24 protein-coding genes are annotated in these 23,866 nt (G+C 68.0%); 20 read left to right on the forward strand and 4 right to left on the reverse strand.

What is annotated here, in order from left to right:
* The first annotated feature begins 15 nt into the window (after positions 1 to 15).
* From CYU89_RS05485 to hemC, 4 genes are all read left to right on the forward strand, one after another.
* On the forward strand, positions 16 to 822 hold the full coding sequence (locus CYU89_RS05485; protein WP_296279222.1) for an energy transducer TonB: 807 nt from the start codon (positions 16 to 18) through the stop codon (positions 820 to 822).
* A 36-nt stretch (positions 823 to 858) separates the two neighbouring features.
* The gene (locus CYU89_RS05490) at positions 859 to 1,545 is read left to right on the forward strand and encodes an alpha/beta hydrolase (RefSeq protein WP_296279223.1); all 687 of its coding nucleotides are present in this window, start codon (positions 859 to 861) and stop codon (positions 1,543 to 1,545) included.
* Between the two features lie 95 nt (positions 1,546 to 1,640).
* Positions 1,641 to 2,372: a LytTR family DNA-binding domain-containing protein gene (locus tag CYU89_RS05495; RefSeq protein WP_296279224.1), complete on the forward strand. Its 732-nt coding sequence runs from the start codon at positions 1,641 to 1,643 to the stop codon at positions 2,370 to 2,372.
* A 37-nt stretch (positions 2,373 to 2,409) separates the two neighbouring features.
* Positions 2,410 to 3,318, forward strand: a complete 909-nt coding sequence (hemC, locus tag CYU89_RS05500) for a hydroxymethylbilane synthase (RefSeq protein ID WP_296279225.1) — start codon at positions 2,410 to 2,412, stop codon at positions 3,316 to 3,318.
* A 16-nt stretch (positions 3,319 to 3,334) separates the two neighbouring features.
* Here the strand turns inward: hemC and CYU89_RS05505 are convergent, their stop codons facing one another.
* The gene (locus CYU89_RS05505; protein ID WP_296279226.1) at positions 3,335 to 4,237 is read right to left on the reverse strand and encodes a DUF481 domain-containing protein; all 903 of its coding nucleotides are present in this window, start codon (positions 4,235 to 4,237) and stop codon (positions 3,335 to 3,337) included.
* 152 nt (positions 4,238 to 4,389) lie between these two features.
* Positions 4,390 to 4,728 (reverse strand): hypothetical protein, encoded by a 339-nt coding sequence (locus CYU89_RS05510; RefSeq protein WP_296279227.1) that lies wholly within the window; start codon positions 4,726 to 4,728, stop codon positions 4,390 to 4,392.
* A gap of 595 nt (positions 4,729 to 5,323) precedes the next feature.
* Between CYU89_RS05510 and CYU89_RS05515 the strand changes: the two genes are divergently transcribed.
* On the forward strand, positions 5,324 to 6,295 hold the full coding sequence (locus tag CYU89_RS05515; RefSeq protein WP_296279228.1) for a YafY family protein: 972 nt from the start codon (positions 5,324 to 5,326) through the stop codon (positions 6,293 to 6,295).
* 115 nt (positions 6,296 to 6,410) lie between these two features.
* Here the strand turns inward: CYU89_RS05515 and CYU89_RS05520 are convergent, their stop codons facing one another.
* Positions 6,411 to 6,995: a lipocalin family protein gene (locus CYU89_RS05520; protein ID WP_296279229.1), complete on the reverse strand. Its 585-nt coding sequence runs from the start codon at positions 6,993 to 6,995 to the stop codon at positions 6,411 to 6,413.
* A 142-nt stretch (positions 6,996 to 7,137) separates the two neighbouring features.
* On the opposite strand from CYU89_RS05520, the gene CYU89_RS05525 reads away from it, so the two are divergent.
* The 13 genes from CYU89_RS05525 to CYU89_RS05585 all read left to right on the forward strand — a co-directional run bounded on the left by CYU89_RS05525 (position 7,138) and on the right by CYU89_RS05585 (position 19,669).
* Positions 7,138 to 7,452: a hypothetical protein gene (locus CYU89_RS05525; RefSeq protein WP_296279230.1), complete on the forward strand. Its 315-nt coding sequence runs from the start codon at positions 7,138 to 7,140 to the stop codon at positions 7,450 to 7,452.
* A gap of 76 nt (positions 7,453 to 7,528) precedes the next feature.
* Positions 7,529 to 9,634 (forward strand): prolyl oligopeptidase family serine peptidase, encoded by a 2,106-nt coding sequence (locus tag CYU89_RS05530; protein WP_296279231.1) that lies wholly within the window; start codon positions 7,529 to 7,531, stop codon positions 9,632 to 9,634.
* A 65-nt stretch (positions 9,635 to 9,699) separates the two neighbouring features.
* Positions 9,700 to 11,871, forward strand: coding sequence for a S9 family peptidase (locus CYU89_RS05535; protein ID WP_296279232.1), 2,172 nt, complete (start codon positions 9,700 to 9,702; stop codon positions 11,869 to 11,871).
* A gap of 252 nt (positions 11,872 to 12,123) precedes the next feature.
* Entirely contained in the window at positions 12,124 to 12,528 is a 405-nt protein-coding gene (locus CYU89_RS05540; protein WP_296279233.1) for a YbaN family protein, read from the forward strand.
* Between the two features lie 40 nt (positions 12,529 to 12,568).
* Positions 12,569 to 12,778 (forward strand): lipoprotein, encoded by a 210-nt coding sequence (locus tag CYU89_RS05545; RefSeq protein ID WP_296279234.1) that lies wholly within the window; start codon positions 12,569 to 12,571, stop codon positions 12,776 to 12,778.
* A 25-nt stretch (positions 12,779 to 12,803) separates the two neighbouring features.
* Positions 12,804 to 13,634, forward strand: coding sequence for a diaminopimelate epimerase (dapF, locus tag CYU89_RS05550; RefSeq protein ID WP_296279235.1), 831 nt, complete (start codon positions 12,804 to 12,806; stop codon positions 13,632 to 13,634).
* Positions 13,631 to 14,305 (forward strand): DUF484 family protein, encoded by a 675-nt coding sequence (locus CYU89_RS05555; RefSeq protein WP_296279236.1) that lies wholly within the window; start codon positions 13,631 to 13,633, stop codon positions 14,303 to 14,305. The genes dapF and CYU89_RS05555 overlap by 4 nt, the downstream gene beginning before the upstream one ends.
* A 41-nt stretch (positions 14,306 to 14,346) precedes the next feature.
* Entirely contained in the window at positions 14,347 to 15,225 is an 879-nt protein-coding gene (xerC, locus tag CYU89_RS05560) for a tyrosine recombinase XerC (RefSeq protein ID WP_296279237.1), read from the forward strand.
* Positions 15,226 to 15,410: 185 nt separating this feature from the next.
* Positions 15,411 to 15,962: an ATP-dependent protease subunit HslV gene (hslV, locus tag CYU89_RS05565; RefSeq protein ID WP_056879246.1), complete on the forward strand. Its 552-nt coding sequence runs from the start codon at positions 15,411 to 15,413 to the stop codon at positions 15,960 to 15,962.
* Between the two features lie 38 nt (positions 15,963 to 16,000).
* Complete coding sequence (gene hslU, locus CYU89_RS05570) at positions 16,001 to 17,392, forward strand: ATP-dependent protease ATPase subunit HslU (protein ID WP_296279238.1); 1,392 nt, start codon at positions 16,001 to 16,003, stop codon at positions 17,390 to 17,392.
* Positions 17,393 to 17,504: 112 nt separating this feature from the next.
* The gene (locus tag CYU89_RS05575) at positions 17,505 to 17,843 is read left to right on the forward strand and encodes a zinc ribbon domain-containing protein YjdM (protein WP_296279239.1); all 339 of its coding nucleotides are present in this window, start codon (positions 17,505 to 17,507) and stop codon (positions 17,841 to 17,843) included.
* Positions 17,844 to 17,886: 43 nt separating this feature from the next.
* Positions 17,887 to 19,203 carry a DoxX-like family protein gene (locus tag CYU89_RS05580; RefSeq protein WP_296279240.1) on the forward strand — a complete coding sequence of 439 codons (1,317 nt, stop codon included), beginning with the start codon at positions 17,887 to 17,889 and terminating at the stop codon, positions 19,201 to 19,203.
* Position 19,204: 1 nt separating this feature from the next.
* Positions 19,205 to 19,669, forward strand: a complete 465-nt coding sequence (locus tag CYU89_RS05585; RefSeq protein ID WP_296279241.1) for a DUF2269 domain-containing protein — start codon at positions 19,205 to 19,207, stop codon at positions 19,667 to 19,669.
* A gap of 17 nt (positions 19,670 to 19,686) precedes the next feature.
* Here CYU89_RS05585 and CYU89_RS05590 read toward each other — a convergent pair whose 3' ends face one another.
* On the reverse strand, positions 19,687 to 20,142 hold the full coding sequence (locus CYU89_RS05590) for a nucleoside deaminase (protein ID WP_296279242.1): 456 nt from the start codon (positions 20,140 to 20,142) through the stop codon (positions 19,687 to 19,689).
* A gap of 139 nt (positions 20,143 to 20,281) precedes the next feature.
* Here CYU89_RS05590 and CYU89_RS05595 point away from each other — a divergent pair, with 139 nt between their 5' ends.
* Positions 20,282 to 21,904 (forward strand): hypothetical protein, encoded by a 1,623-nt coding sequence (locus tag CYU89_RS05595; RefSeq protein ID WP_296279243.1) that lies wholly within the window; start codon positions 20,282 to 20,284, stop codon positions 21,902 to 21,904.
* Positions 21,905 to 22,200: 296 nt separating this feature from the next.
* Positions 22,201 to 23,820, forward strand: a complete 1,620-nt coding sequence (locus tag CYU89_RS05600) for a hypothetical protein (protein WP_296279244.1) — start codon at positions 22,201 to 22,203, stop codon at positions 23,818 to 23,820.
* Positions 23,821 to 23,866 lie beyond the last annotated feature (46 nt).

Here is a 23,866-nt window from a genome sequence, read left to right on the forward strand (position 1 = left end):
GTGGATGCCGGGGACGTGTCCACGGATCCCTACGCGCGCGCCACGCGCGCACTGTCCGAGCACCGGATGCTGTCGCCTGCCGGCAACAATGCCGTGGAGCACTATCTCGCGGCCCGCGCGGCGGCGACGGACCAGGCGCGCGCGGATGCCGCGCTGGCCGAGCTGCAGCCGTACGTGCTGATCGCGGCCGAGCAGGCGATCGCGCGCGGCGACAGCGTAGAAGCCGTGCGCTTGCGGAACCTGATCGAACGCATCGATGCGCGGGCACCCGCGCTGCCACGCTTGCGCGCGGCAATGGCGACCCTCGCCCGCGCGCAGGCCGCCCAGGCGACGGTCGCCGTGCAGACCTCGACCATCGACGCTGCTGCGCCCGCCCGCTCCACGGCGTCGGCCGCTGTCGCGCCTGCAACCACGGTCTTGCCGTCGAGGGACGTCGAATCCTCGCCGACATCGCCGCCGCCCGCGTCCACGCAAACAACCCAGGCGACGCAGGGAACGCCGCAGCTGCCCGCTCCACCCGACGCGACGCCTCGCATCGTCCAGGCGCCGCGCGTGCCGCGGCTGGTGCAGGACGCGCAACCCCGGTATCCGCTGCCCGCCCTGCGCGCCCGCATCGAGGGGCAGGCCGACGTGGCCTTCACCATCCAGCCGGATGGCAGCGTGCGCGACGTGCGCCTGGTGTCGTCGACGCCGTCCGGCATGTTCGACGCGTCGGCGCTGGCCGTCGCGCAGCGCTGGCGCTTCGAAGCCACCGGCCAGGCCCATGCCTCGAGCCGCACCGTGCGGTTCCGGCTGCCGGACGCGGAGAAAGGCGGCGGCTGAGTGGTGTCCGTGCGCCTCTGCGGCGAGAATGGCGGCATGACGACCTCTTCCGCCTCCCCCATCCTCGATGCTGTCGAACAGGAAACCGGCCCCGCGCCTTCATGGTCGGTGCTGTGGCTGCATGGCCTCGGCGCCGATGGCCACGACTTCGCACCGCTCATGCCTGAGCTGGTACGGCCGGGCTGGCCGGCGTTGCGGTTCGTGTTCCCGCATGCGCCCGTGCGCGCCGTGACCATCAACAATGGCGTGCGCATGCGCGCCTGGTACGACATCGTGGGCATGGACTTCCCGACGCGCGCGGACAGTGCCGGCATCGAGGAATCCATCGCCCACGTGGATGCGCTTATCGAGCGCGAGCAGGCACGTGGCATCGCGCCGGACCGCCTGCTGCTGGCGGGGTTCTCGCAGGGCGGCGCGATCACGCTGGCCGCCGGGCTTCGGCGGCAGGTGCCGCTGGCCGGGCTGATCGCGCTGTCGACCTATCTGCCGGGTGCCGCGCAGGCCGCAGGTCACCTGGCCCAGGCGGCGACGGCGCAACCGGTGTTCATGGCGCACGGTGCCGCAGACCCGGTGATTCCGCTGGTCCACGCGGAACAGAGCGCGCGGGTGCTCGGCGACCTGGGCTTTGCGGTGCAGTGGCACCGCTACCCGATGGCGCATCAGGTCTGCGCAGACGAGATCCGTGACCTCGGTGACTGGATGGCGCGGCGGTTTGCGTTGTAATTCCCCCGCGTCCCCGGAAGGATGACGCAGGGCGCGGCGATGGGTAACCTAGGCCGCGGGGGATCACGCCAACGTTCATCGAGGACGCCTTTGCCGTGAAAGTGGTCATTGCCGACGACGAGTCCCTCGCCCGCGAGCGCCTGCGCGCGTTGCTGGCCGAGCACCCGGGCATCGAAGTGGTCGCCGAGGCGGAGAACGGCCTGGACGCCTTGCAGGCCTGCTCGCAGCATCGCCCCGACATGGTGTTGCTCGACATCGCCATGCCCGGCGTGGACGGACTGGAGGCCGCCCGCCACCTGGCGGCGTTCGACCCGCGGCCGGCCGTGGTGTTCTGCACCGCCTACGACGAGCACGCGCTGTCGGCGTTCGAGGCCGCGGCCATCGACTACCTGATGAAGCCGATCCGTCCCGAGCGCCTGGCCGCCGCGGTCGAGCGCGCGCGTACCTTCATCGCCGGACGCGAAAGCCAGCCGCCCGCCGCCTCGAACAGCCAGCCGCGCACGCACCTGTGCGCACGCCTGCGCGGCAGCCTGCGCCTGATTCCGGTGGACGAAGTGCACTACCTGCAGGCCGAGGAGAAGTACGTGGTGGTGCACCACGCGCGCGGCGAGGACCTGATCGAAGAGTCGCTGAAGTCGCTGGAAGAGGAGTTCGGCGGCCGCTTCGTGCGCATCCACCGCAATTGCCTGGTCGCGCGCCACGAACTGGTCGAGATCAAGCGCATCGGCGATGGCCATGTCCAGGCCATCCTGCGCCACGGCAAGGCCCCGTTGGAAGTGAGCCGCCGCTGCGTGGCCGGCCTGCGCGAGACGGTCAAGGCGCTCTGATCGCCGCCGCGATGGCGGCATGCGGGATAATGGCCGCATGACCACCCTGCGCATCGCCACCCGAAAGAGCCCGCTCGCCCTCTGGCAGAGCGAACACGTCGCCGACCGCCTGCGTGACGCGCATCCGGGGCTGGCGGTCGAGCTGGTGCCGATGAGCACGCGTGGCGACGAGGTGCTCGACCGCTCGCTGGCCGCGATCGGAGGCAAGGGGCTGTTCCTGAAGGAGCTCGAACTGGCGATGCTGCGCGGCGACGCCGACTGCGCCGTGCATTCGCTCAAGGACGTGCCGATGGAGCTGGAAGGGCCGTTCGCGCTGCCCGCCATCCTGGCGCGAGCGGATCACGCCGACGCTTTCGTATCGAACCTGCATGCCGGCATCGACGCGTTGCCGCACGGCGCGCGCGTGGGCACATCTTCGCTGCGGCGGCAGGCGCAGCTGCGTGCGCAGCGGCCGGACCTGGCACTGGTCGACCTGCGCGGCAACGTCAATACGCGCCTGGCCAAGCTCGACGCCGGCGAGTACGACGCGATCATCCTGGCGTGCGCCGGCCTGGAACGGCTCGGGTTCGCCGCGCGCATCCGCGCGCGCCTGGACGCGCCGCACTGGTTGCCGGCGCCGGCCCAGGGCGCCGTCGCGGTCGAGTGCCGTGCCGACGATCCCGCGATGCACGCCCTGTTCGCCGCGCTCGAAGACACCCCCACACGCATTTGCGTGGAGGCGGAGCGGGCGATGAATCGCGCCCTGCACGGCAGCTGCCACGTGCCCGTAGCGGCCTTCGCGCGGCGCGAAGGCGACGACCTGGTGCTGTCCGGGCTGGTCGGATCTGCGCAGGACGGCCAGGTCCTGCGTGCCGAGGCCCATGGCCCGCTCGCCGATCCCGACGCGCTCGGTCGCCGCGTCGCCGCTCGGTTGCTGGAGCAGGGCGCAGGCGCGTTCCTCGCCTGAGCGTCGTGCGGCGCGCTTACTTGAAGCGGTAGACCACGTTCATGGTGGTCAGCGTGTCGGTGCGCTTGCGGTCCGGCGCCACGTCGCTGTTGTGGCGCGCCTGCCAGCCGGCTTTCAGCGCCAGGTGGGAGTTCATCGTCACCGACACGCCCAGGTCATTCTGCGCGAAGGTGTTGTAGTCGCCCGACTCCACCAGCAGTTTGTTGACGATCTCGGTGTTCTCGCTCAGTGCGTAGCGCACGTCGATCAGGCCACGACCGATGAAACCGGCTTCCGTGCGCGCATCCAGCGTGTCGTAGGCACGGCGGTAGCCCGGCCCGACCTGCAGGTCCAGGTGCGCGCGTTCGTTTTCGATCACGCGGTTGCCGTAGCTCAGGCTGACCGACTGCTGCCGGCTGTAGGTGCCGAAATCGTCTTTCTCATGGCGCACCGAAGTGTTCAGCGTGCCGCGATCGTCCATCAGGTAGGCGCTGTTGGCGGTCACCGTGTAGCGATTGGCCGTGGTGCGCGTGTCGCGGACGGCACTGCCGTCTTCCTGCGTGCGCATGTATTCCGAACGCGAGTGCAGGCCGAACAGGCTGCCGCTGTGGCGCCATGCGCCGCCATCGGTGTAGGTCAGGTCCAGCCGTCCGTTGAAACTCTCGTTGTTGCTGTTGCCGCTGGCGGCGGCGAAGCCGAGTTCGCCCCCGCCGGTGAGCTTGGGGGTCGGCGGAGGAGGGGCGGCGGGTGTCGGGGGGGTCTCGGGGATGGGACGGACCGCCATCGAGACCACCGGAAGCGCCATGCCCTCCTGCTTGCCGAAACCCTTGCCCGCCTTGGGCGCGTCGACCTTTTCGTTGCGGGGCAGCAGCACATCGGTCGCGTGCGCCTGCAGTACACCGCTTGCCGACAGTGCAAGGGCGAGCAGGGTAAGGGGCATCCGGGGGGGCATGGCGGATCTCGGAGAGAGGAGTGACTGAAACCGGTTACATGGTAGGCAGGGCAGACGTCGGCCACAACCCAAGTGCTTGTTCCGATTCAGGTTCGCGGCCTGGATTCTGCCACGCCCGACGGCCTGTTCCCGGAACCCCGTCACGGTCGGCACCGGTCCCGGTATTCCCGCAGTTCCCACGCCAGCCGCCGGCGCCCCTCATCGCTGGTGTCGGTCAGCAGACCATGGACGTTGTCGTGCATGCGCGGACAGGGGTCGGTGGTGTAGTCAGGCCCGGCCAGCATCCTGCCGATCGCCTGCAATGTCCTTTGCGGCGATGGTGGCTCTCGCATGTGGAAGCGGCCGCCGGAAGCACCGCCAGGTAGCCTCGGAACACGGCTGGCCATCAGTCCGGGCTGGAAATCGGTCGCCGGCGCGCTTTCCGCCGCCCAGACGGCGCCTTGCGCCAGATAGTCGGGTTTCGATGCGGAGATCGCCACATCCGGAGGCCGCTGCGTGGGATCCAGCGACCTCGCCACACGACCCGGGTCAGGTGATGGTGCGGAAGGATCGGCCGAGGGCGCAGGCGTCGCATGCGCATCGGGCGGCGATGTCGGCAGGGCAGGCTGTGCGTGTTCGATCCACCGCACTCGCAGCACGGGTGACGGGGAACTCTTCCCGACAAGCCACCCCGGGGGGCGTACCAGTACCCATGTCACCGCTCCGTGGATCAGCACCACGATCACGGCCGCCACGGCGCGGCTCCGGCCTTCTGCTGACATCCTGTCACCCCCGCATCGCGTTGGCGGAGTCTGTGGCATCCAAAATGAACTGCCCGTCATCCGCTCGGCACGGCGACCGGACGGGAGGCGGCGTCGACACAGTGGCGACGAAGCGTGGTGTATCCCACCGCGACAGCGCCTTCGGTCCGTGCGTTGAGGGTGCCGCGACGGCGAGGACACGCCGCATCACCAGGCACCGCACGGGCCGAAGCCGCCGCCGGCGTTCGCCCCTTCACCGTCTCCAACGGCAGGCAGGCGACGAAAACGGCCACCCGTCGGTGATAATCCTCGAACGCCCCCTGCCGTGCCGACCATGGACAAGATCGAACGCATCACCGCCCTTCACCGCATCCTGAAGGCCGCGCGCTATCCGGTCACCGTGAAGCGGCTGCAGGAGGAACTGGGTTGCTCGCGCGCCACGGCGTATCGCGACCTGGCGTACCTGCGCGATGCGTTGATGGCGCCGATCGAGGGCGACGGCGAAGCGGGTTTCCGTTACCACGCGGCCGAAAGCGAACGCTTCGAGCTGCCTGGCCTGTGGCTGAGTTCGGAAGAGCTGTACGCCCTGCTCGCCGCTCAGCAGCTGCTGGTGCGCACGGGCGGCGGCGTGCTGTCCGGTGCGCTGGCGCCGCTGCAGAAGCGCATCGAGGGCCTGCTGGCCGACCACGCCGGCGTCGACCAGTGGCCGGTCGACCGCGTACGCGTCATCCCGCATCGCGGCCGCACGCTGGACGAAGCCAGCTTCCGCACCGTCGCCTCGGCCGTGCTGGAGCGCAAGCAGCTGCACTTCGAATACCGGGCACGCTCCACCGACGAGCGCACGCGCCGCACGGTGTCGCCGCAGCGCATCACCCACTACCGCGACAACTGGTACCTGGATGCGTGGGACCATGAGCGCAACGCGCTGCGCAGCTTCGCGGTGGACCGCGTGGGCAATGCGAGGATGGTCGATGAACCCGCCCGTGACCTTCCCAACGACGAACTCAACCAGCACCTGGCGTCGAGCTACGGCATCTTCTCCGGCGAACCGAAAGGCTGGGCGACGATCCTGTTCAGTGCCAAGGCCGCGCGCTGGGTTGCCGACGAGCAGTGGCACTCGAAGCAACAGGGCCGGCACCTGCCGGATGGCCGTTACGAACTGAAGATCCCCTACAGCGTCTCGCGCGAGCTGCTGATGGATATCCTGCATTACGGCGCCGATGCCGAGATCGTCGAGCCTGCCGTGCTGCGCGAGCAGGCGAAGGCACTGCTGGAGCTGGCACTGTCGAACTACGAGAAGAAGTAACGCTGCAGGTGATACGGGCGTGGGAGCGAAGCAAGTCGCGACCACCTTCCGGATGGACTGAAAAACTTCGCGACTTGCGTTGCTCGCACGTGAGCGGTTTCCCTCGATCCGCTCGTCACGGCTCCTTCGGCGCTCCGAACCCCGGCGTCCCCACCTGATCCGGCACCTGCGGCACGCGTACCAGCTGGCGCGCATTGATGCCATGGTCACGCGCTTTCCTGACCAGCTCCTGGTAGGTGGCATCATCCATGGTGGCGTCCCGCGCGAGGATCCAGCCCATGTCGCGGCCCGGATAGTCCGCCATCACCCAGGAGTAGTCCGGCGCCACCTCGACGATGCGCCACTTGGCCGGCACGACGCCGACGAACCAGAGGGTCCATTCGCGGTTGCCGCTGTCTTTCTTCACCGATGCACGTGCATCGCGCTGTTGCTGGGGCGCGTCGAAGCTTTCCCGGTAGTGGTAGGCCACGGCGACCTTGTCCGTGTCGCGCAGTGCGTACTCGTACCGCGCCGCCACGTGGCCACGCTCGGCAAAGTACGGGATATGCGCGATCACGCGCCACGTACCCATGAGGCGCGGCAGGTCGATGGCCGCGGGATCCTCCCTGACTGCGCCACGATGCCCGCAACCGGCGACCACGAATAGCAGGCACGCGGACAGGACAAAGCGGGCGACACGGGAAAACAAAAGCATGGGCATGTGGAACTCCGTTCTCCCCGTCATACGGACACGCTAGCCATCAGGATGCGATGGAGATGTTAACCGCTGATGTCGCAACCCGTGAGATGGACCTGCGCGACTGTGACGTCCAGCCGACATCACGTCACAGGAGTTCATCGCCATGTCCTTCGTTTCCTCCGTCTCTCCCGTCGCGGCATCGTCCGACCGTCCCGATGCGGCGCTGGATCGCATGCTGCGCAGGCTGGTCCTGACCGGCGTGGCGCTGGTACTGCTGCTGCCGCTGGCGCGCGCCAGCACCGACGCGCTGGGTTGGCTGCCGCTGTGGCTGGTGGGGATGCCCGCCGTGGCATGGTGGGCCCTGCACCGGTTCAGGATGCCGGGGCTTGCTGCCGTCGCAGCGGCATCGCGGCGGCGTCGCGGTCCGCAGGCGCGCCGGCTGCGGTCCGCGCCGGCGCGTCTGTCCCGGGCGGCCTGACCTTCGGCAGGGGGTGGCCTCCGGGCCTTGTGCTAGCGTGACATGTTCATGAACTGCACCTCCGGAGCCACCCCTCATGCCCAGACTCACCCACGCCTGCCTGGCCGCCGGCCTCGCTGTAGCGGGCGCCCTGTCCGCCCCCGCGCACGCCAAGGAGGCTGACGTGTCCAACGACCCGTACGCCTGGCTGGAAGACGTCGAGGGCCAGAAACAGCTCGACTGGGTGAAGGGCGTCAACGCCAAGGCCGAAGCCGAGATCGCCTCGACCCCGGCCTTCAAGCAGCTGGAAGCGGACATCCGCGCCATCCTCGATTCCGACGCCAAGATCCCGGGCGTGCAGAAGATCGGCGACTACTACTACAACTTCTGGAAGGACCAGCAGCACGAGCGCGGCCTGTGGCGGCGCACCACCCTGGCCGAGTACCGCAAGGCCCAGCCGCAGTGGGAGACCGTGCTCGACCTGGACGCGCTGAACAAGGCCGAGGGCAAGAACTGGGTCTGGCACGGCGCCGACTGCCGCAAGCCCGACTACGCGCGCTGCCTGATCGCGCTGTCGCGCGGCGGGGCCGATGCCGATGAGACCCGCGAGTTCGACCTGACCAACAAGAAATTCCTGGCCGACGGGTTCTACCGTCCCGAAGCCAAGGGCGCGCTGGGCTGGAAGGACGCCGACACCGTCTACGTCTACACCGACTTCGGTGCGGGCAGCATGACCAGCTCGGGCTACCCGCGCATCGTCAAGGAGTGGAAGCGCGGCACGCCGCTGGACAGCGCGAAGGTCGTCTACGAAGGCAAGCCGGACGACATGTACATCGCCGCGTACCACGACGACACGCCGGGCTTCCAGCGCGATTTCGTCAGCCGCACGCTGGCGTTCTACAACGACGAGCTCTACCTCCGTCGCGCCGACGGCACGCTGGCCAAGGTCGACGCGCCGAACTCCGCCAACAAGGGCGTGTTCCGCGAGTGGCTGACGCTGGAACTGCGCGAGCCGTGGACCGTCGGTGGCAAGACCTATGCGGCAGGCTCGCTGCTGGCAGCGAAGTTCGACGACTTCATGGCCGGCAAGCGCACGTTCGACGTGCTCTTCGAACCGACCCCGACGACCTCGCTCGCCGGCATGTCGGTCACCAGGAACCACGTGGTGCTGAACGTGCTGGACGACGTCAAGAACAAGCTCAGCATCCTGACGCCGTCGGCGACGGGCTGGAAGACCAGCGCCTTCACCGGCGCGCCGGGCTTCGGCACCATCAGTGTCAGTGCGGTCGACAGCGACGACAGCGATGCGGTGTGGATGACCGTCACCGACTACCTGACCCCGACCACGCTGTCGCTGGTCGAACTGGGCCAGCAGCCGGAACAGCTGAAGTCGATGCCGGCCTTCTTCGATGCCTCGGGCAAGAAGATCGAGCAGCACTTCGCCACGTCCAAGGACGGCACCAAGATTCCGTACTTCCTCGTGCGCCCGGACAACCTGAAGTACGACGGCAGCACGCCGACGCTGCTGTACGGTTACGGCGGCTTCGAGATCTCGATGACCCCGGGTTACTCCGGCGGTGTCGGCAAGGGCTGGCTGGAGAAGGGCGGCGTGTACGCGGTCGCCAACATCCGTGGCGGTGGCGAGTACGGTCCGCGCTGGCACCAGGCGGCGCTGAAGGCCAATCGCCACAAGGCCTATGAGGACTTCGCGGCGGTCGCGCAGGACCTGATCGCCCGCAAGATCACCTCGCCGAAGCACCTGGGCATCCAGGGCGGCAGCAACGGCGGCCTGCTGACCGGCAACATGCTCACGCAATACCCGGAACTGTTCGGTGCGGTGGTGGTGCAGGTCCCGCTGCTGGACATGAAGCGCTACAGCCACCTGCTGGCCGGTGCGTCGTGGATGGCCGAGTACGGCAATCCCGACACGTCCGACTGGGAGTTCATCAAGACCTTCTCGCCGTACCACCTGTTCGACGCGAGGAAGGACTATCCGCCCACCCTGTTCATGACCTCGACGCGCGATGACCGCGTGCATCCCGGCCATGCCCGCAAGATGGCGGCCATGATGCTGGACGCCGGCAAGGACGTGCGCTACTACGAAAACATCGAGGGTGGCCATGGCGGCGCGGCGAACAACGCCCAGGCCGCGCACATGAGCGCGTTGGCCTACACCTTCCTCTGGCAACAACTGTCCAAGTAAGTGCCTGGCGCCCCTCCCTCGCGGAGGGGCGCTGCCATTGCAACCCGCAATCCCGGACCCCATCCATGAAGCCGACTTCCTTCCTGCTTGCCGCGACCGTCCTGATGAGCACACCGATCACCTCCGCGCTTGGCGCCAGCGCCACCCCGCCCGACGTGGCCAAGAAGCCGCACGTGGTGAAGGCGCCCCACGGTGCCGAGCGCAACGACGAGTATTACTGGCTGCGCGACGACAAGCGCGAGAACAAGGAGATGCTGGCGTACCTCAACGCCGAGAACGCCTACACCGACGCGGTGATGGCGCCGTTGAAGCCGCTGGAGGACAAGCTGTACGACGAGGTCGTCGCCCGCATCAAGCAGGACGATGCGAGCGTGCCATACCGCGAGCGCGGCTGGTGGTATTACGCGCGCTTCGTGACCGGCAAGGACTATCCGGTGCATGCGCGCCGCAAGGACGCCCCGGGCATGGATGCGGTCTCCATCCAGAAGGCCAACGAGGCCGGCGATTTCGCCGGCGAGCAGGTGCTGCTGGACGTCAATGCGCTGGGCGCCGGCAAGGACTACTACAACGTCGGCGACTACGAGGTCAGCCAGGACAACCGCCTGCTTGCCTACGCCGACGATACCAATGGCCGCCGCCAGTACACGATCCGCTTCAAGAACCTGGACACCGGTGAACTCCTGCCGGATACGGTCACCAACGCCGAACCGAACCTGGTGTGGTCGGATGACGGCCGCACGCTGTTCTACGTCGACAAGGACCTCGAGACCCTGCTCAGCAAGCGGGTGAAGTCGCATGTGCTGGGCACGCCGGCCAGCCAGGACACGCTGGTCTACGAAGAAGAAGACGACAGCTTCTACATGGGCATCGGCCGCAGCCGCGACGACAAGTTCATCTGCATCAGCGTCGAGAGCACCGTGTCGTCCGAGATGCGCTGCACGCCGGCCGCGAGCCCGGGCGTGTTCACCGTGCTGGCCCCGCGCGAGCGCGATGTGGAATACCAGGCCGACCACCTCGGCGACCGTTGGGTTATCCGCACGAATGCCGATGGCGCGACCAACTTCAAGATCGTGACCGCGCCGACCGATTCGACCTCGCGCAAGGACTGGAAGGACTGGATCGCGCACCGCAATGACGTGTTCGTCGAGGGCTTCGAACTGTTCGACGGTTTCAGCGTGGTGGCCGAACGCGCCAATGCGCTGGAGAGCCTGCGCGTGATCAAGGCAGACGGCAGCAGCGACTACGTCAAGGCCGACGAGCCGGCGTACTCGATGGGGCTGTCGGCCAATCCGGAAACCGGCACCGACTGGCTGCGTTACAGCTACACGTCGATGACCACGCCGGCGACGACCTACGAGATCAACACCAAGACCGGCGAGCGCCGCCAGCTGAAGCAGCAGCCCGTGCCCGGCTACGACGCCTCGAAGTACGTGACCGAGCGCGTGTGGGCACCGGCCCGCGACGGCAAGACGAAAATCCCGGTGACGCTGGTGTACCGCAAGGACGTCGCCCGCGACGGCAAGGCGCCGATGCTGCAGTACGCCTACGGCAGCTATGGCGCGTCGATGGATCCGAACTTCAGCATCACCAACGTCAGCCTGCTGGACCGGGGCGTGGTCTACGCGCTTGCCCATATCCGCGGCGGCCAGGAAATGGGCCGCGCGTGGTACGACGACGGCAAGCTCTACAACAAGGTCAACACCTTCACCGATTTCATCGATGTCACCGACTACCTGGTGAAGGAAGGCTATGCCGCCAAGGACCGCGTGGCCGCGATGGGCGGCAGCGCCGGTGGCCTGCTGATGGGCGCGGTGTCGAACATGGCGCCCGAGAAGTACAAGGTCATCCTGACCTTGGTGCCGTTCGTCGACGTCGTCACGACGATGCTGGACCCCACCATTCCGCTGACCACCAATGAGTACGACGAGTGGGGCAATCCGGAAGAGAAGGGCTACTACGACTACATCCTCACGTATTCGCCCTACGACAACCTGCAGGCCAAGGCCTATCCGGCGATGTTCGTCGGCACCGGCCTGTGGGATTCGCAGGTGCAGTACTGGGAGCCGGCCAAGTACGTCGCCCGCCTGCGCGACCTGAACACCAGCAAGAATACGGTCGTGTTCCGCACCAACATGGAAGCCGGCCACGGCGGCAAGTCCGGCCGTTTCCGCCAGTATCGCGAGCGCGCGGAGATGTACGCCTTCATGCTCGACCAGCTGGGCGTGGCGTCGAAGTAAGCCGCCATGCGAGCACGAAGAAAGCCGGGGCAACCCGGCTTTTTTCTTTTTCACGGCCAGCCGATGAGCGGCGCTCCAGTGTTGCGGCCCTCCCGCCGATAACCCGGGGAGAACAGCAGCGGAACGGAGAGGTGGGCCATGGCGAGGTGGGGCGCGGTCGTCCGCTGCGCGCACGTCGTGTTCGCGCCATCGGCGGCGGATTTGGGGTACAAGGGCGCGGTGCCCGATACGTCTTCCCCCAGACCCCGCGATATGCCCGATCCCAAGCCCGCCCGGTTCCGCTGGGCGTGGTGGCTGCTGGCGTACGCCAGCCTGGGCATGGGCATCCTCGGCGTGTTCGTGCCCGGGTTGCCGACGACGGTCTTCATCCTGATCGCGGCCTATGCGGCCTCGCGCGGTTCGGACCGGTTGCATCGTTACCTGGTCACGCACCCGCGTTTCGGCCCGATGATCCACGACTGGTACCTGCATCGCGCGGTGTCGCGGCGCGCCAAGTGGGCGGCGACGTGGGCGATGCTCGCCTGTGCCGCCCTCCTGGTCGCGCTGATGCTGTGGACCGGATCGCACCGGTGGTGGATGGTCGCGCTTCCCCTTGCGTGCATGGCCACGGTCGATGCATGGCTGTGGCGGCGTCCCGAGCCGCCACGCCCCGACTGAGCGCCCACCGCATTCATCGGGCTGTGGCTATACTCGCGCCATGAACCGGAATGCCCGCCTTGTCCTTGCCGCCGCCGTGATGGCGGTCCTCTCCGCCTGCGGTGCCAAGGGCCCGCTGTTCATGCCGGAGAAGCCGGTCGAAGAAGCGCCCGTGGCCCCCGCCGACGCCGTGCCGCCTGCGACCGATGGCGCCCCCGCCGACCCGCCGATCGACCCCGCGACGGTGCCCGCCACCGACGGGAATGGCTGAGTCGACGCACGCGCGGAGCACGTCGATGCGTTTCACCAAGATGCATGGGGCCGGCAACGACTTCGTCGTGCTGGACCTGCGCGACGGCCTGCCGCCCCCGGATGCCGCGCTGGCCGCATCGCTCGCCGATCGTCACCGCGGCGTGGGCTGCGACCAGATCCTGACCATCGAACCCCCTCGCAGCGCCGGCGCGGTCGCGGCCTACCGCATCTGGAATGCGGACGGCTCGCCTTCCCAGCAATGCGGCAACGGGGCGCGCTGCGTGGCGGCATGGCTGGTGCGCGATGGCGCTGCAGGTGACGTGGTCTTCCAGGTCGACAGCCCCGTGGCAGCGCACGCGGTGGAGCGCCTCGCCGATGATCGCTATGCGGTTGCGATGGGCGTCCCCGAGTTCGTGCCGGCGCGCATTCCCCTCCGCGGCTTCGACGACGCGCGCGCCGAGTACGACGCGGATGTGGACGAAGGCGTGCGGCTGCGCTTCGGCGCGGTGTCGATGGGCAACCCGCACGCGGTGATCGAGGTCCCGTCCGTCGATGCCGCCCCGGTGCTGCACTACGGCCCCTTGCTGCAACGCTCGTGGCACTTCCCGGAATCGGTCAACGTCGGGTTCGCCGAAGTGGTCGGGCGCGACCGCGTTCGCCTGCGCGTCTACGAGCGCGGCGTCGGCGAAACGCTCGCCTGCGGCAGCGGCGCCTGTGCGGCCGCGGCCGTGCTGATCCGTCGAGGTCGCGTGGATCGCGACGTCGCCATCGTGCTGCCGGGTGGCGAACTCCGCATCCGCTGGCCGTCCGACGACGCGCCGGTCATCATGTCCGGGCCGGCGGCATTCGTATTCGAAGGGGAATGGAAAGCATGAGCGAGACACTCGACAAACTGGGCGCCCACGAGGTCGCAGCGTGGCTGCGTCGCCACCCGACCTTCCTGAAGCAGTTCCCCGACCTCGCGCTGAGCATGGTGGTACCGCGCGACGAAGGCCCCACGGCGTCGCTGGCCAGCTATCAGCTGGAAGTCTTGCGCGACAAGAACCGCGAGTTGTCCAAGCGCCTCGGCGACCTGTTCGCCAATGCACAGGAAAACGAGCGCCTGGCCGTGCGCACGCACCAGCTGGCGCTCACGCTCATGAAACAGAACACCGCGGCCGACACCGTGCGCGCGATGGCGGCGTCGCTGGCCGAAGACTTCAACGGCGACCGCGTCAGCATCGTGCTGCTGCAGCCAGTGGCTGGGCTGGACGAAGGCGAGTGGCTGCAGGTCATCCCGGCCGACAACCCGCACATGGCCCCTTTCCGCGACTGCCTGCGCGACGGTGAGCCGATCTGCGGGCGCCTGCAACCTGAGAAGCATGTGCTGCTGTATGGCGCGCGCGCGGAAGAAGTGGCGTCCTCGGCGCTGCTGCCCTTGCCCGGCATCGGCCTGGTCGCCGTCGGCAGCCGCGATGGCAATCGTTTCTACCCCGGCATGGGCACGCTGTTCCTGCGCATGATGGGCGAGACGCTGGTGACGGCGCTGAAGCGGTTCGATGGTTGAGCGCGCGCTGACGCCCGTTGCTGGAATGACGGACCACCGGAATGTACGCAGTCGCCGACTTCCTTGCCCATCTCGAGGTCGAGCGCCGCGTCTCTGCGCATACGTTGGACGCGTACCGGCGTGACCTCGCCGCGTTGACGGAATGGGCACAGGCCCAGGGCATTGCCCACCTCGTTGAGGTACATGCGGAGCAGCTGCGCACGTTCGTCGCCAGCGAGCACCGTCGTGGGTTGTCGCCGAAAAGCCTGCAGCGGCGGCTCTCGGCGTGTCGCAGCTACTACCAGTGGCTGTTGAAACATGGCCGCGTGGCCGCGAGTCCCGCCGCTGCGCTGCGCGCGCCCAAGGCGCCGCGCAAGCTGCCGCAGGTGCTCGATGCCGACGAGGCCGTCCGGTTGGTCGAGGTGCCGACCGATGCACCCCTGGGCAAGCGCGACCGCGCACTGCTCGAACTCTTCTATTCGTCCGGCTTGCGCTTGAGCGAGCTGTGCGCCCTGCGGTGGCGCGACCTGGACATGGCCGGTGGCATGGTCACCGTGCTGGGCAAGGGCAGCAAGGAGCGCAAGGTGCCGGTCGGCTCGCATGCGCGCAACGCGCTGGCCGAATGGCGACAGGAGCGACCGTCCGGCAACGAGGGCTTCGTCTTCCCCGGCCGTGCCGAGGGTCCCCTTTCGCAACGCGCCGTGCAGATCCGCATCAAGCAGCTGGCGCAGCGGCAAGGCCTGTTCAAGCACGTACACCCGCACATGCTGCGTCACAGTTTCGCCAGCCACATCCTCGAATCCTCGGGTGACCTGCGTGGCGTGCAGGAGCTGCTGGGCCACGCCGACATCGCGACCACGCAGATCTACACGCACCTGGACTTCCAGCACCTGGCCAAGGTCTACGACGCTGCGCATCCGCGGGCCAAGCGCAAGAAATAGGAAAGCCGTAGAGCCGTAGGCTGGGATGGAGCAACGCGTAATCCCAGCGCGTGCCTCCGACATCGCCGGGTTGCTGGGATTGCGCTTCGCTCCATCCCAGCCTACGGCCCCGGGTTGCTTCCAAAGGCCATGCTTGAACCGCGGAGCGGCGTCCCCACCTCTGGGGGAACACCCCGGAGGCCTCCATGGACCCCAGCCAGAATCCGAACGTCTTCCACGCCACCACCATCCTGTCCGTGCGCCGCAACGGGCATGTCGCCGTCGCGGGCGATGGCCAGGTGACGCTGGGCCACACGGTCATGAAAGGCAACGCGCGCAAGGTGCGCCGGCTCGGTCGCGATGGCCAGGTGCTGGCGGGTTTCGCCGGCGCCGCGGCGGATGCGTTCACGCTGTTCGAACTGTTCGAGGCCAAGCTGGAGAAGCACGGCCAGCTGACACGCGCGGCCGTGGAATTGGCGAAGGACTGGCGTACCGAGCGCCGCCTGGGCAAGCTCGAAGCGCTGCTCGCCGTCGCCGACAAGGAAACCTCGCTGATCATCAGTGGCACCGGCGACGTCATCGAGCCGGAGGACGGCATCATCGCCATCGGCTCGGGCGGTTCCTACGCGTTGTCCGCCGCGCGCGCGCTGCTCGCCCACACCGAGCTCGATGCGAAGTCCATCGCCGTCGAGTCGCTGAACATCGCCGGCGACATCTGCATCTACACCAACCGCAACGTGGTGGTCGAAGAGCTCTGAGCTCCGACGCCCGCTCGCATCCCAACGACTACATCGCCATGACAGAAAACACTTCATCCACGATGACCCCGCGCGAGATCGTGCAGGAACTCGACCGTCATATCGTCGGCCAGCACGCGGCCAAGCGCGCGGTGGCCATCGCGCTGCGAAACCGCTGGCGCCGCATGCAGCTGGACACCAGCCTGCGCAACGAGGTGATGCCGAAGAACATCCTGCTGATCGGCCCCACCGGCGTCGGCAAGACCGAGATCGCGCGGCGCCTGGCGACGCTGGCGAATGCGCCATTCGTGAAGGTGGAAGCCACACGCTTCACCGAAGTCGGTTACGTGGGCAAGGACGTCGAGCAGATCGTCCGCGACCTCGCCGATACCGCGGTGAAGATGTACCGCGAGCAGGCCAAGGCGCGCATGCGCACCCAGGCCGAGGAGCGTGCGGAAGACCGCATCCTCGACGCGCTGCTGCCGCGTCGCGAGGGCGCCGGCGGCGGGTTCGGCTTCGGCGCGAACACCGCTACCACCACCGTCGACATCGGCGCGGAACCGTCGTCGAAGGAATCCGAGACCCGGCAGAAGCTGCGCCGCCAGCTGCGCAATGGCGACCTGGACGAGCGCGAGATCGAACTCGAGCTCTCCGCCAACGTCGGCGTCGACATCATGACCCCGCCGGGCATGGAGGAGATGGGCCAGCAACTGCGCCAGATGTTCTCCAACCTGGGCGGCAGCAAGACCCACAAGCGCACCGTGACGATCAAGGCGGCGCGCCCGCAGCTGGTCGAAGAGGAAGCCGGCAAGCTGGTCAACGAGGACGACATCCGTGCGGCCGCGATCGAGGCCTGCGAGCAGCACGGCATCGTCTTCATCGACGAAATCGACAAGGTCGCCAAGCGCAGCGGCAACGTCGGCGGCGCCGATGTCAGCCGCGAGGGCGTGCAGCGCGACCTGCTGCCGCTGGTGGAAGGCAGCAACGTGTCGACCAAATACGGCACGGTGAAGACGGACCACATCCTGTTCATCGCGTCCGGCGCGTTCCACCTGGCCAAGCCGAGCGACCTGATCCCGGAGCTGCAGGGTCGTTTCCCGATCCGCGTCGAGCTGTCGGCACTGAGCAAGGACGACTTCATCCGCATCCTCACCGAGCCGAAGGCGGCGCTCAGCAAGCAGTACGTGGAGCTGATGAAGACCGAAGGCGTCGCGTTGCGTTTCAGCGATGATGCGATCGACCGTCTCGCCGAGATCGCCGCGCTGGTCAACGACCGCCAGGAGAACATCGGCGCGCGCCGCCTGCATACGGTGCTGGAGCGTTTGCTCGATACCCTCAGCTACGAAGCCCCCGATCGCGATGGGCAGAGTGTGGTCATCGACCGTGCCTACGTCGACGCGCACCTCGGCGAACTGGTGCAGGACCCCGACCTGAGCCGCTACATCCTGTAACAACGTAGCGTGCGCCCTGCGCACGACCGCATGAACCCCTCGATACGCGGTCGTGCGCGCAGCGCACGCTACGCATGCGACAATCGCGGCCGTATCCACTTCCCGATCCCCCATGTCGACGCTGCCGCCGTGCCCCCAATGCCAGTCCGAGTACAGCTACGAGGACGGCGGCCACCTGGTGTGCCCGGAGTGCGGCCACGAATGGTCTGCCGATGCCGCCGCCGCCGGCGATGAAGCGCGTGTCATCAAGGACGCGAATGGCACCCTGCTGCAGGACGGCGACACCGTCACCGTCATCAAGGACCTGAAGGTGAAGGGTTCGTCGCTGGTGGTGAAGGTCGGCACCAAGGTCAAGAACATCCGCCTGGTCGACGGCGACCACGACATCGACTGCAAGATCGATGGCATCGGCGCGATGAAGCTCAAGTCGGAGTTCGTGCGCAAGGCCTGACACCCGCGTTTCACATCATCCTCGACGGACACGGAACGACCGCATGCAAATCCCTTCGCAGGCATCTCCGGACGGCAAGGTACGAACGGTGCTGGTGGTGGGTGGTGCGGGGTTCATCGGTGGCTACTTGGTGGCGGCGCTGCGCCGCCATGGCTGGCGCGTCCTGCGGGCCGTGCGGCCGAAGGGAAATCGGCTCGCAGATGACGAACGCCCTTGCGACCTGCAGGCGATGCGGCTGCCGGAGGATTGGGTGCCGCTGCTGGACGGCGTGGAGGCGGTGGTCAACGCCGCAGGCATTCTCCGCGAGGAAGCGGGGCAGACCTTCGAGGTCGTGCACGTGGCCGCGCCGCTGGCGCTTGCGAAGGCCTGCGTGGCGCGCGGCATCAGGCGCTTCGTGCAGGTATCCGCCCTGGGCCTGCCCGAGGATGGGCCGTTCATTGCCTCCAAACATCGTTTCGACGAACAACTCGGCGGGCTCGCGCTGTCGTCCGTCGTGCTGCGTCCGTCGGTGGTCTATTCGGTAAGCGGCTCCTACGGCGGAACCTCGCTGTTGCGTGCATTGGCGGGCTTTCCCGGCGCGCAATGGCTGCCGGGCGACGGTCGATGGCAGGTGCAGCCCGTTGCGGCGGAGGATCTGGGCGAACTGGTCGCGCGCGCGGCCGACGACACGGTCAGTGGGATTTACGAAGTGGGCGGCCCCACGCCGATGTCGTTGCGCGACTACCAGCAGCAATGGCGACGTTGGCTGCGCATTCCCGGAGAGCGCGTGGTGGCCGTGCCCGAGGCCTGCGTGTCGCTTGCCGTGGCGACGATGGAGGCGGTGGGCCGCGGACCGGTGGGACGGACGATGTGGCGCATGCTGCGAAAGGGCAATACCACCGCGCCGGATGCGACAGAGCGGCTGGAGGCCACTTTCGGCCTGCGGCCTCGCGCGCTCGCCGAGGCGCTGGGCCAGGCGCCCAGCCAGGTGCAGGATCGTTGGCAGGCGCAGCTCTACTTCCTCGCGCCCGCCTTGCGTTGGGCCGTGGTGGGCTTGTGGCTGCTGTCGGCGCTGGCCGGCTTCATCACGCCGGCGGCAGACATCCTGCGCCTCGCGGCGGATACGCCGCTGGCGGCCTGGGATCCGGTGATGCTGGCGCGCGTGGGTGGGGCGGCCGACCTGGTGCTCGGCCTCTGGTTGGCGAGTGGTTGGCGATCGCGGACCGCTGTCGGCGCGATGCTGCTCTTGTTGCTCGCCTACACGCTGGTGCTGGGCGGCTTGGTGCCTGCCTCGTGGTGGGACCCGCTGGGTGGCATGGCGAAGAATCTGGTGCTGCTGCCTTCGTTGGCGGTGCTGTGGGTCCTGACGGAGCGGCGCTGAGATGACCTACCTGTGGGTGAAATGGATCCATATCCTCGCTTCGACGCTGCTGTTCGGCACCGGGCTGGGTATCGCGTTCTTCATGTGGCTCGCGCACCTGCGTGGCGATGCGCGCGTGATCGCCGCGACGGCGCGGACGGTGGTGATCGCCGACGCCTGCTTCACCGCGCCGGCGGTCGTCGTGCAACTGGCCACGGGCGTCTGGCTGACGCATCTGCTCGGCCTGCCGCTGGACGTCTTCTGGGTGAAAGCGGCGCTGATGCTGTTCTTCGTGATCGGCGCGTGCTGGTTGCCCGTGCTGTGGCTGCAGGTCCGCGCGCGCAACCTCGCCCAACGTGCCGTTGCGGATGGCGCGCCGCTGCCGCCTGCGTATCACCGCGCCATGCGGTGGTGGTTCTGGCTGGGTTGGCCGGCCTTCCTCAGCGTCATCACCATCTTCTGGCTGATGGTGATGAAACCCAGCTGATCCAGCACCCGGCGAGCTCAGTCCTCGCCGATGTCCTCGTTCCACACCTCGGGATTGGCGCGGATGTAGTCGCCCAGCATGGTGATGCATTCCTCACTCTGCAGGTCGATGACGGTGACGCCCGACTCGCGCAGCCAGTTGATGCCGCCCTGGAACGTCACCGATTCCCCCACGACCACCGTGCCGATGTTGAACTGGCGCACCAGTCCGCTGCAGTACCAGCAAGGGGCCAGCGTGGTGACCATGATCGTGTCGCGGTAGCGGCGCTGGCGGCCGGACTTTCGGAAGGCATCGGTTTCGCCGTGCACGGAGGGATCGCCTTCCTGGACGCGGCGGTTGTGGCCGCAGCCCAGCAGTCGGCCGTCCTGGTGGTAGAGCGCCGCGCCGATCGGGATGCCGCCTTCGGCCAGGCCCTGGCGGGCTTCGGCGATGGCGGTCTCGAGTAGGGCGCGATAGTCGGGCGTCGTGCTCATGGCGGCGTCGATCGGGGTGGTCGGGCGCGCAGCATCACATGGTGGAGAGTGTGATGCCACTCACGGCGTGCGTGCGCCGGACTGGTTAGAACACTCGACGTGCCGCGTGACGCGCACGGTGACCAGGGGAGTCGGGAGCGTGAAAAGGGGATTCAAGGACGTATCGCGCCGTACCGCCGGGTTGGCGGTGGGGTTCCTGCTGGGGTTGTCGCAGGCAGCGGGTGTGCAGGCGCAGACGATCGAGCAGGGGTTGTTGCAACTGGAGTGGGGCGACCCGCCGCGCGCTGCTGCAGGACAACCCCGGCTCGCGCCCCGCTTCAATGCCTCGTTGCTCAGGGACGACGGCAGCCGCATCGCGCTCGATCCCGCGCAGGCGAAGCTGGCCGCCGGCGATCTCTACGTGCTGGCCAATCGCCGCGTCGCCGTGGCGTTCGCGCCGCAGGGTCGCGTGATGTCGTCCGCGCCCGCGATCCAGGCCATCGTGCCGGCGGACCGCGTCACCCAGTCCGCGCCGGTGCAGGGCGCCAGCGCGCGGGTGATGGCGGCCGCTCCCATCAGCGGGACCACGCGCTGGGTGACGTTGATGTGCAAGTTCAGCGACGTGGCAGAGGAGCAGAAGGACCAGGCGTTCTTCCAGTCGCAGTACGGCGAGGGCGTGGGCCAACTCGGGCACTACTGGCGCGAGGTGTCCTACAACAAGATCAACCTGACCGGCAGCACGGCACATGGTTGGTACGTGCTGCCGAGCCCGCGCTCGACCTACGTCACCATGGTCGACGGCAAGGAGAAGGCGGATCTGAACAAGCTGTTCGCCGACTGCGCGTCCGCGGCGCCGGCGACGCTCGACCTGAGTACGCCGGTCGGCATCAACATGATGTTCAATGGCCTGCTCGATGGTTATGCGTGGGGCGGACAGAGCTGCGCGACGGTGCGTGGCGTGCGCCTGTGCAAGCGGGTCACCTGGAACCCCCCCTGGTCCTTCGGCAACCTGGCGCCGCTGGCGCACGAAATGGGGCATGGCTACGGTTTGCCGCACTCGGACAATTCCGATGGGGACGACGACACCTACGACAATCCGTGGGACGTCATGAGCGATGGCTGGTCCAACGCGGTGGGCGATGCGACCTATGGCACGCGCCCCAAGCACATCAACATCTTCCAGCGAAACCGGTTGAGCTGGGTCGATGCGCCGCGCCAGCGGGTCGTCATGCTCGGCGACCTGGCCACCCGCGACATCACGCTGGACTATGCGCACCTGGCGGCGTCGGCGAACGTGCAGATGCTGGTGCTTTCGCTGTCGCCCCAGCCCGATCCCTATGCGACGGTGGTCTACACGCTGGAAGCTCGCAAACGCGAGGGCACGTACGAGGGCAGGCTCGCCGGCGATGCGGTGATCATCCACAAGATCGAACGTTCCGGTACCGCCTACAGTGTCGATGCCGACGCGCCGCCGGCCAACCGCTCGAACAACGAAGGCTCGATGTTCAAGGTGGGCGAGCGCTGGGTCACGCCCGATGCTTCCTACGCGGTCATGATCAAGGCGCAGACCGCCACCGGCTTCGTGGTGACCGTCGGCCCCGCGCGGGTATCGGGCGGGCCATTGCCCGCGCTGGTCAAGCCCGCCACGGTGTCGGCGTCGTCGACACCCGCGTCCACCACCACGCCACCGGGGCGCGATGCCGCCGGGCGTGACGTGGCGCCCTCGCGATGCAGCGCGCGGCAGGGTGGAAGAACTGCCAACTGCAGCGTGCGCGAGCGCTGACGCGTAGGGGTTTCCCCTACGTGATGCGGATATCCCCGACGCGGCGCGCGACGGCGCCGATCGACGAAAAGCGAAGGCGGTTCGCGCGCGAATGCTGACCTGCATCGCAGTTCGGAACATCCGCGCGAAAAACATGCGTTCGTGCGGTTCCGCGCCCTCAAGACCTCGTGATTCCCGCCGACACCCGACCATGGCGGCGTCATTTCGACCCGCTTCCATGAATGGGGTCGCGCGTGGTCACACACGGATCGGGCGACATCCGGCGAACGCGTTGCCGCGCACTGTTCGCCGTCGGAATGTCGATCATTGGATGCATCGTTCCGCATCTTCCGCTGCGTGCGGAGACGGTGGTGCAGGGTACGCTGCAGCTGCAGTGGGCGGATCCGCCGCGTGCATTGCCCGGTCGCGTCCAGGCGGCGCCGCACCTCGATGCGTGGCTCGACATGGGGCCAGGGCAGCGCCTGCGCCTGGACGTGGGGCAGGCCAAGCGTGCGGCGGGCGACCTCTACGCCCTGGCCAACCGCCGCGTAGCGGTGTCGTACGCCGCGCACGGCGACGTGGCTGCCGGCGCCAAGGTGATGGCGTCGGCCGGCGTCGCGCCGTCGATCAGCGCCATCGTGCCCACCGACACCCTGAAACCGCGAGCGCTCGCAGCCGGAGCCGACGGCCGCGTCATGGCGTCCGCGCCGATCCTGGGCGCAACGCGCTGGATCACGCTGATGTGCAAGTTCGCCGACATCGACGCCGAGCAGAAACCGCGCAGCTATTTCCAGGAACAGTACGGCACCGCGCCGGGCCAGCTGGGCCATTACTGGTCCGAAGTGTCGTACGGCCAGGTCAGCCTTGCCGGCAGTTCCGCGCATGGCTGGTACACGCTGCCGAAGCCGCGCTCCGCGTACCTGGCCGATGTCAATGGCAAGCAGAAGGCGCAGTTGTCCGAACTGTTCGCCGACTGTGCCGCGGCGGCCGATGCCGAGGTCGGGTTCGCGGGCATCCAGGGTGTCAACCTGATGTTCAACGGCGAGCTGGACGGCAATGCGTGGGGCGGCGGTGCCTGCACCACGCTGGACGGCGTCTACACGTGCACGCGCGTGACGTGGAGTCCGCCGTGGTCGTTCGCCAATCTCGCGCCGCTGGCACACGAGATGGGGCACGGCTACGGACTGCCGCATTCCAACAATTCCGACGGCGACAGCGACACCTACGACAATCCCTGGGACGTGATGAGCGACGCGTGGCGCAATGCGACCAGCGACGCCACGTACGGGTTGCTGCCCAAGCACCCGAACATGTACCAGCGCGAGCGCCTCGGCTGGCTGCCCGCCGCGCGCAAGCGCGTCGTGGCTGCCGACAATCGCGACACGATGGAGTTCGTGCTGGATGCCGGCAGCTTGCTGAAGACGGCCAACACGCAGCTGGTGGTGCTAGCCCTGCCTGCGCAGCCCGACCCCTACAGAACGGTCATCTACACACTGGAGGCGCGCCGCCGTACCGGCACGTACGAGGCCAAGCTGGCGGGCGATGCCGTGATCATCCACAAGCTGGAAGACTACGGCATCGCCTACAGCGTCGATCGCGATACGCCGGCGGCCAACTATTCCAGCAACGAAGGATCGATGCTGAAGGTCGGTGGACGCTGGAATACGCCCGATGAACTGCACTGGGTGGAAGTGGTCTCCGCCACGGCCGACGGCTTCGTCGTGCGGATCGGGCCGAAGCCGCGCTCGATGAGTTCGCCGGCGCCGGTGCTGGTGCGTCCCGCGACGGTCGCAGCGTCCTCGCCGCCGGCGTCGCGTCCGGCACCGTCGGTCCCCACCCCGGCCGCGCGCGCGGCGACCCCGCCTCGCCGGCGCGCCTGCGACGCGCTGCCGTCGTTGTTGCGCGTGGCGCCCCTGTGCACCTGGATGGAACGCTGAGCCACGCGCGATCGCGCAACCGGGTGGGGCGCGCTGCACCGCCGCG

This window comes from Pseudoxanthomonas sp., from assembly GCF_002863005.1.
Taxonomy (GTDB): Bacteria; Pseudomonadota; Gammaproteobacteria; order Xanthomonadales; family Xanthomonadaceae; genus Pseudoxanthomonas_A.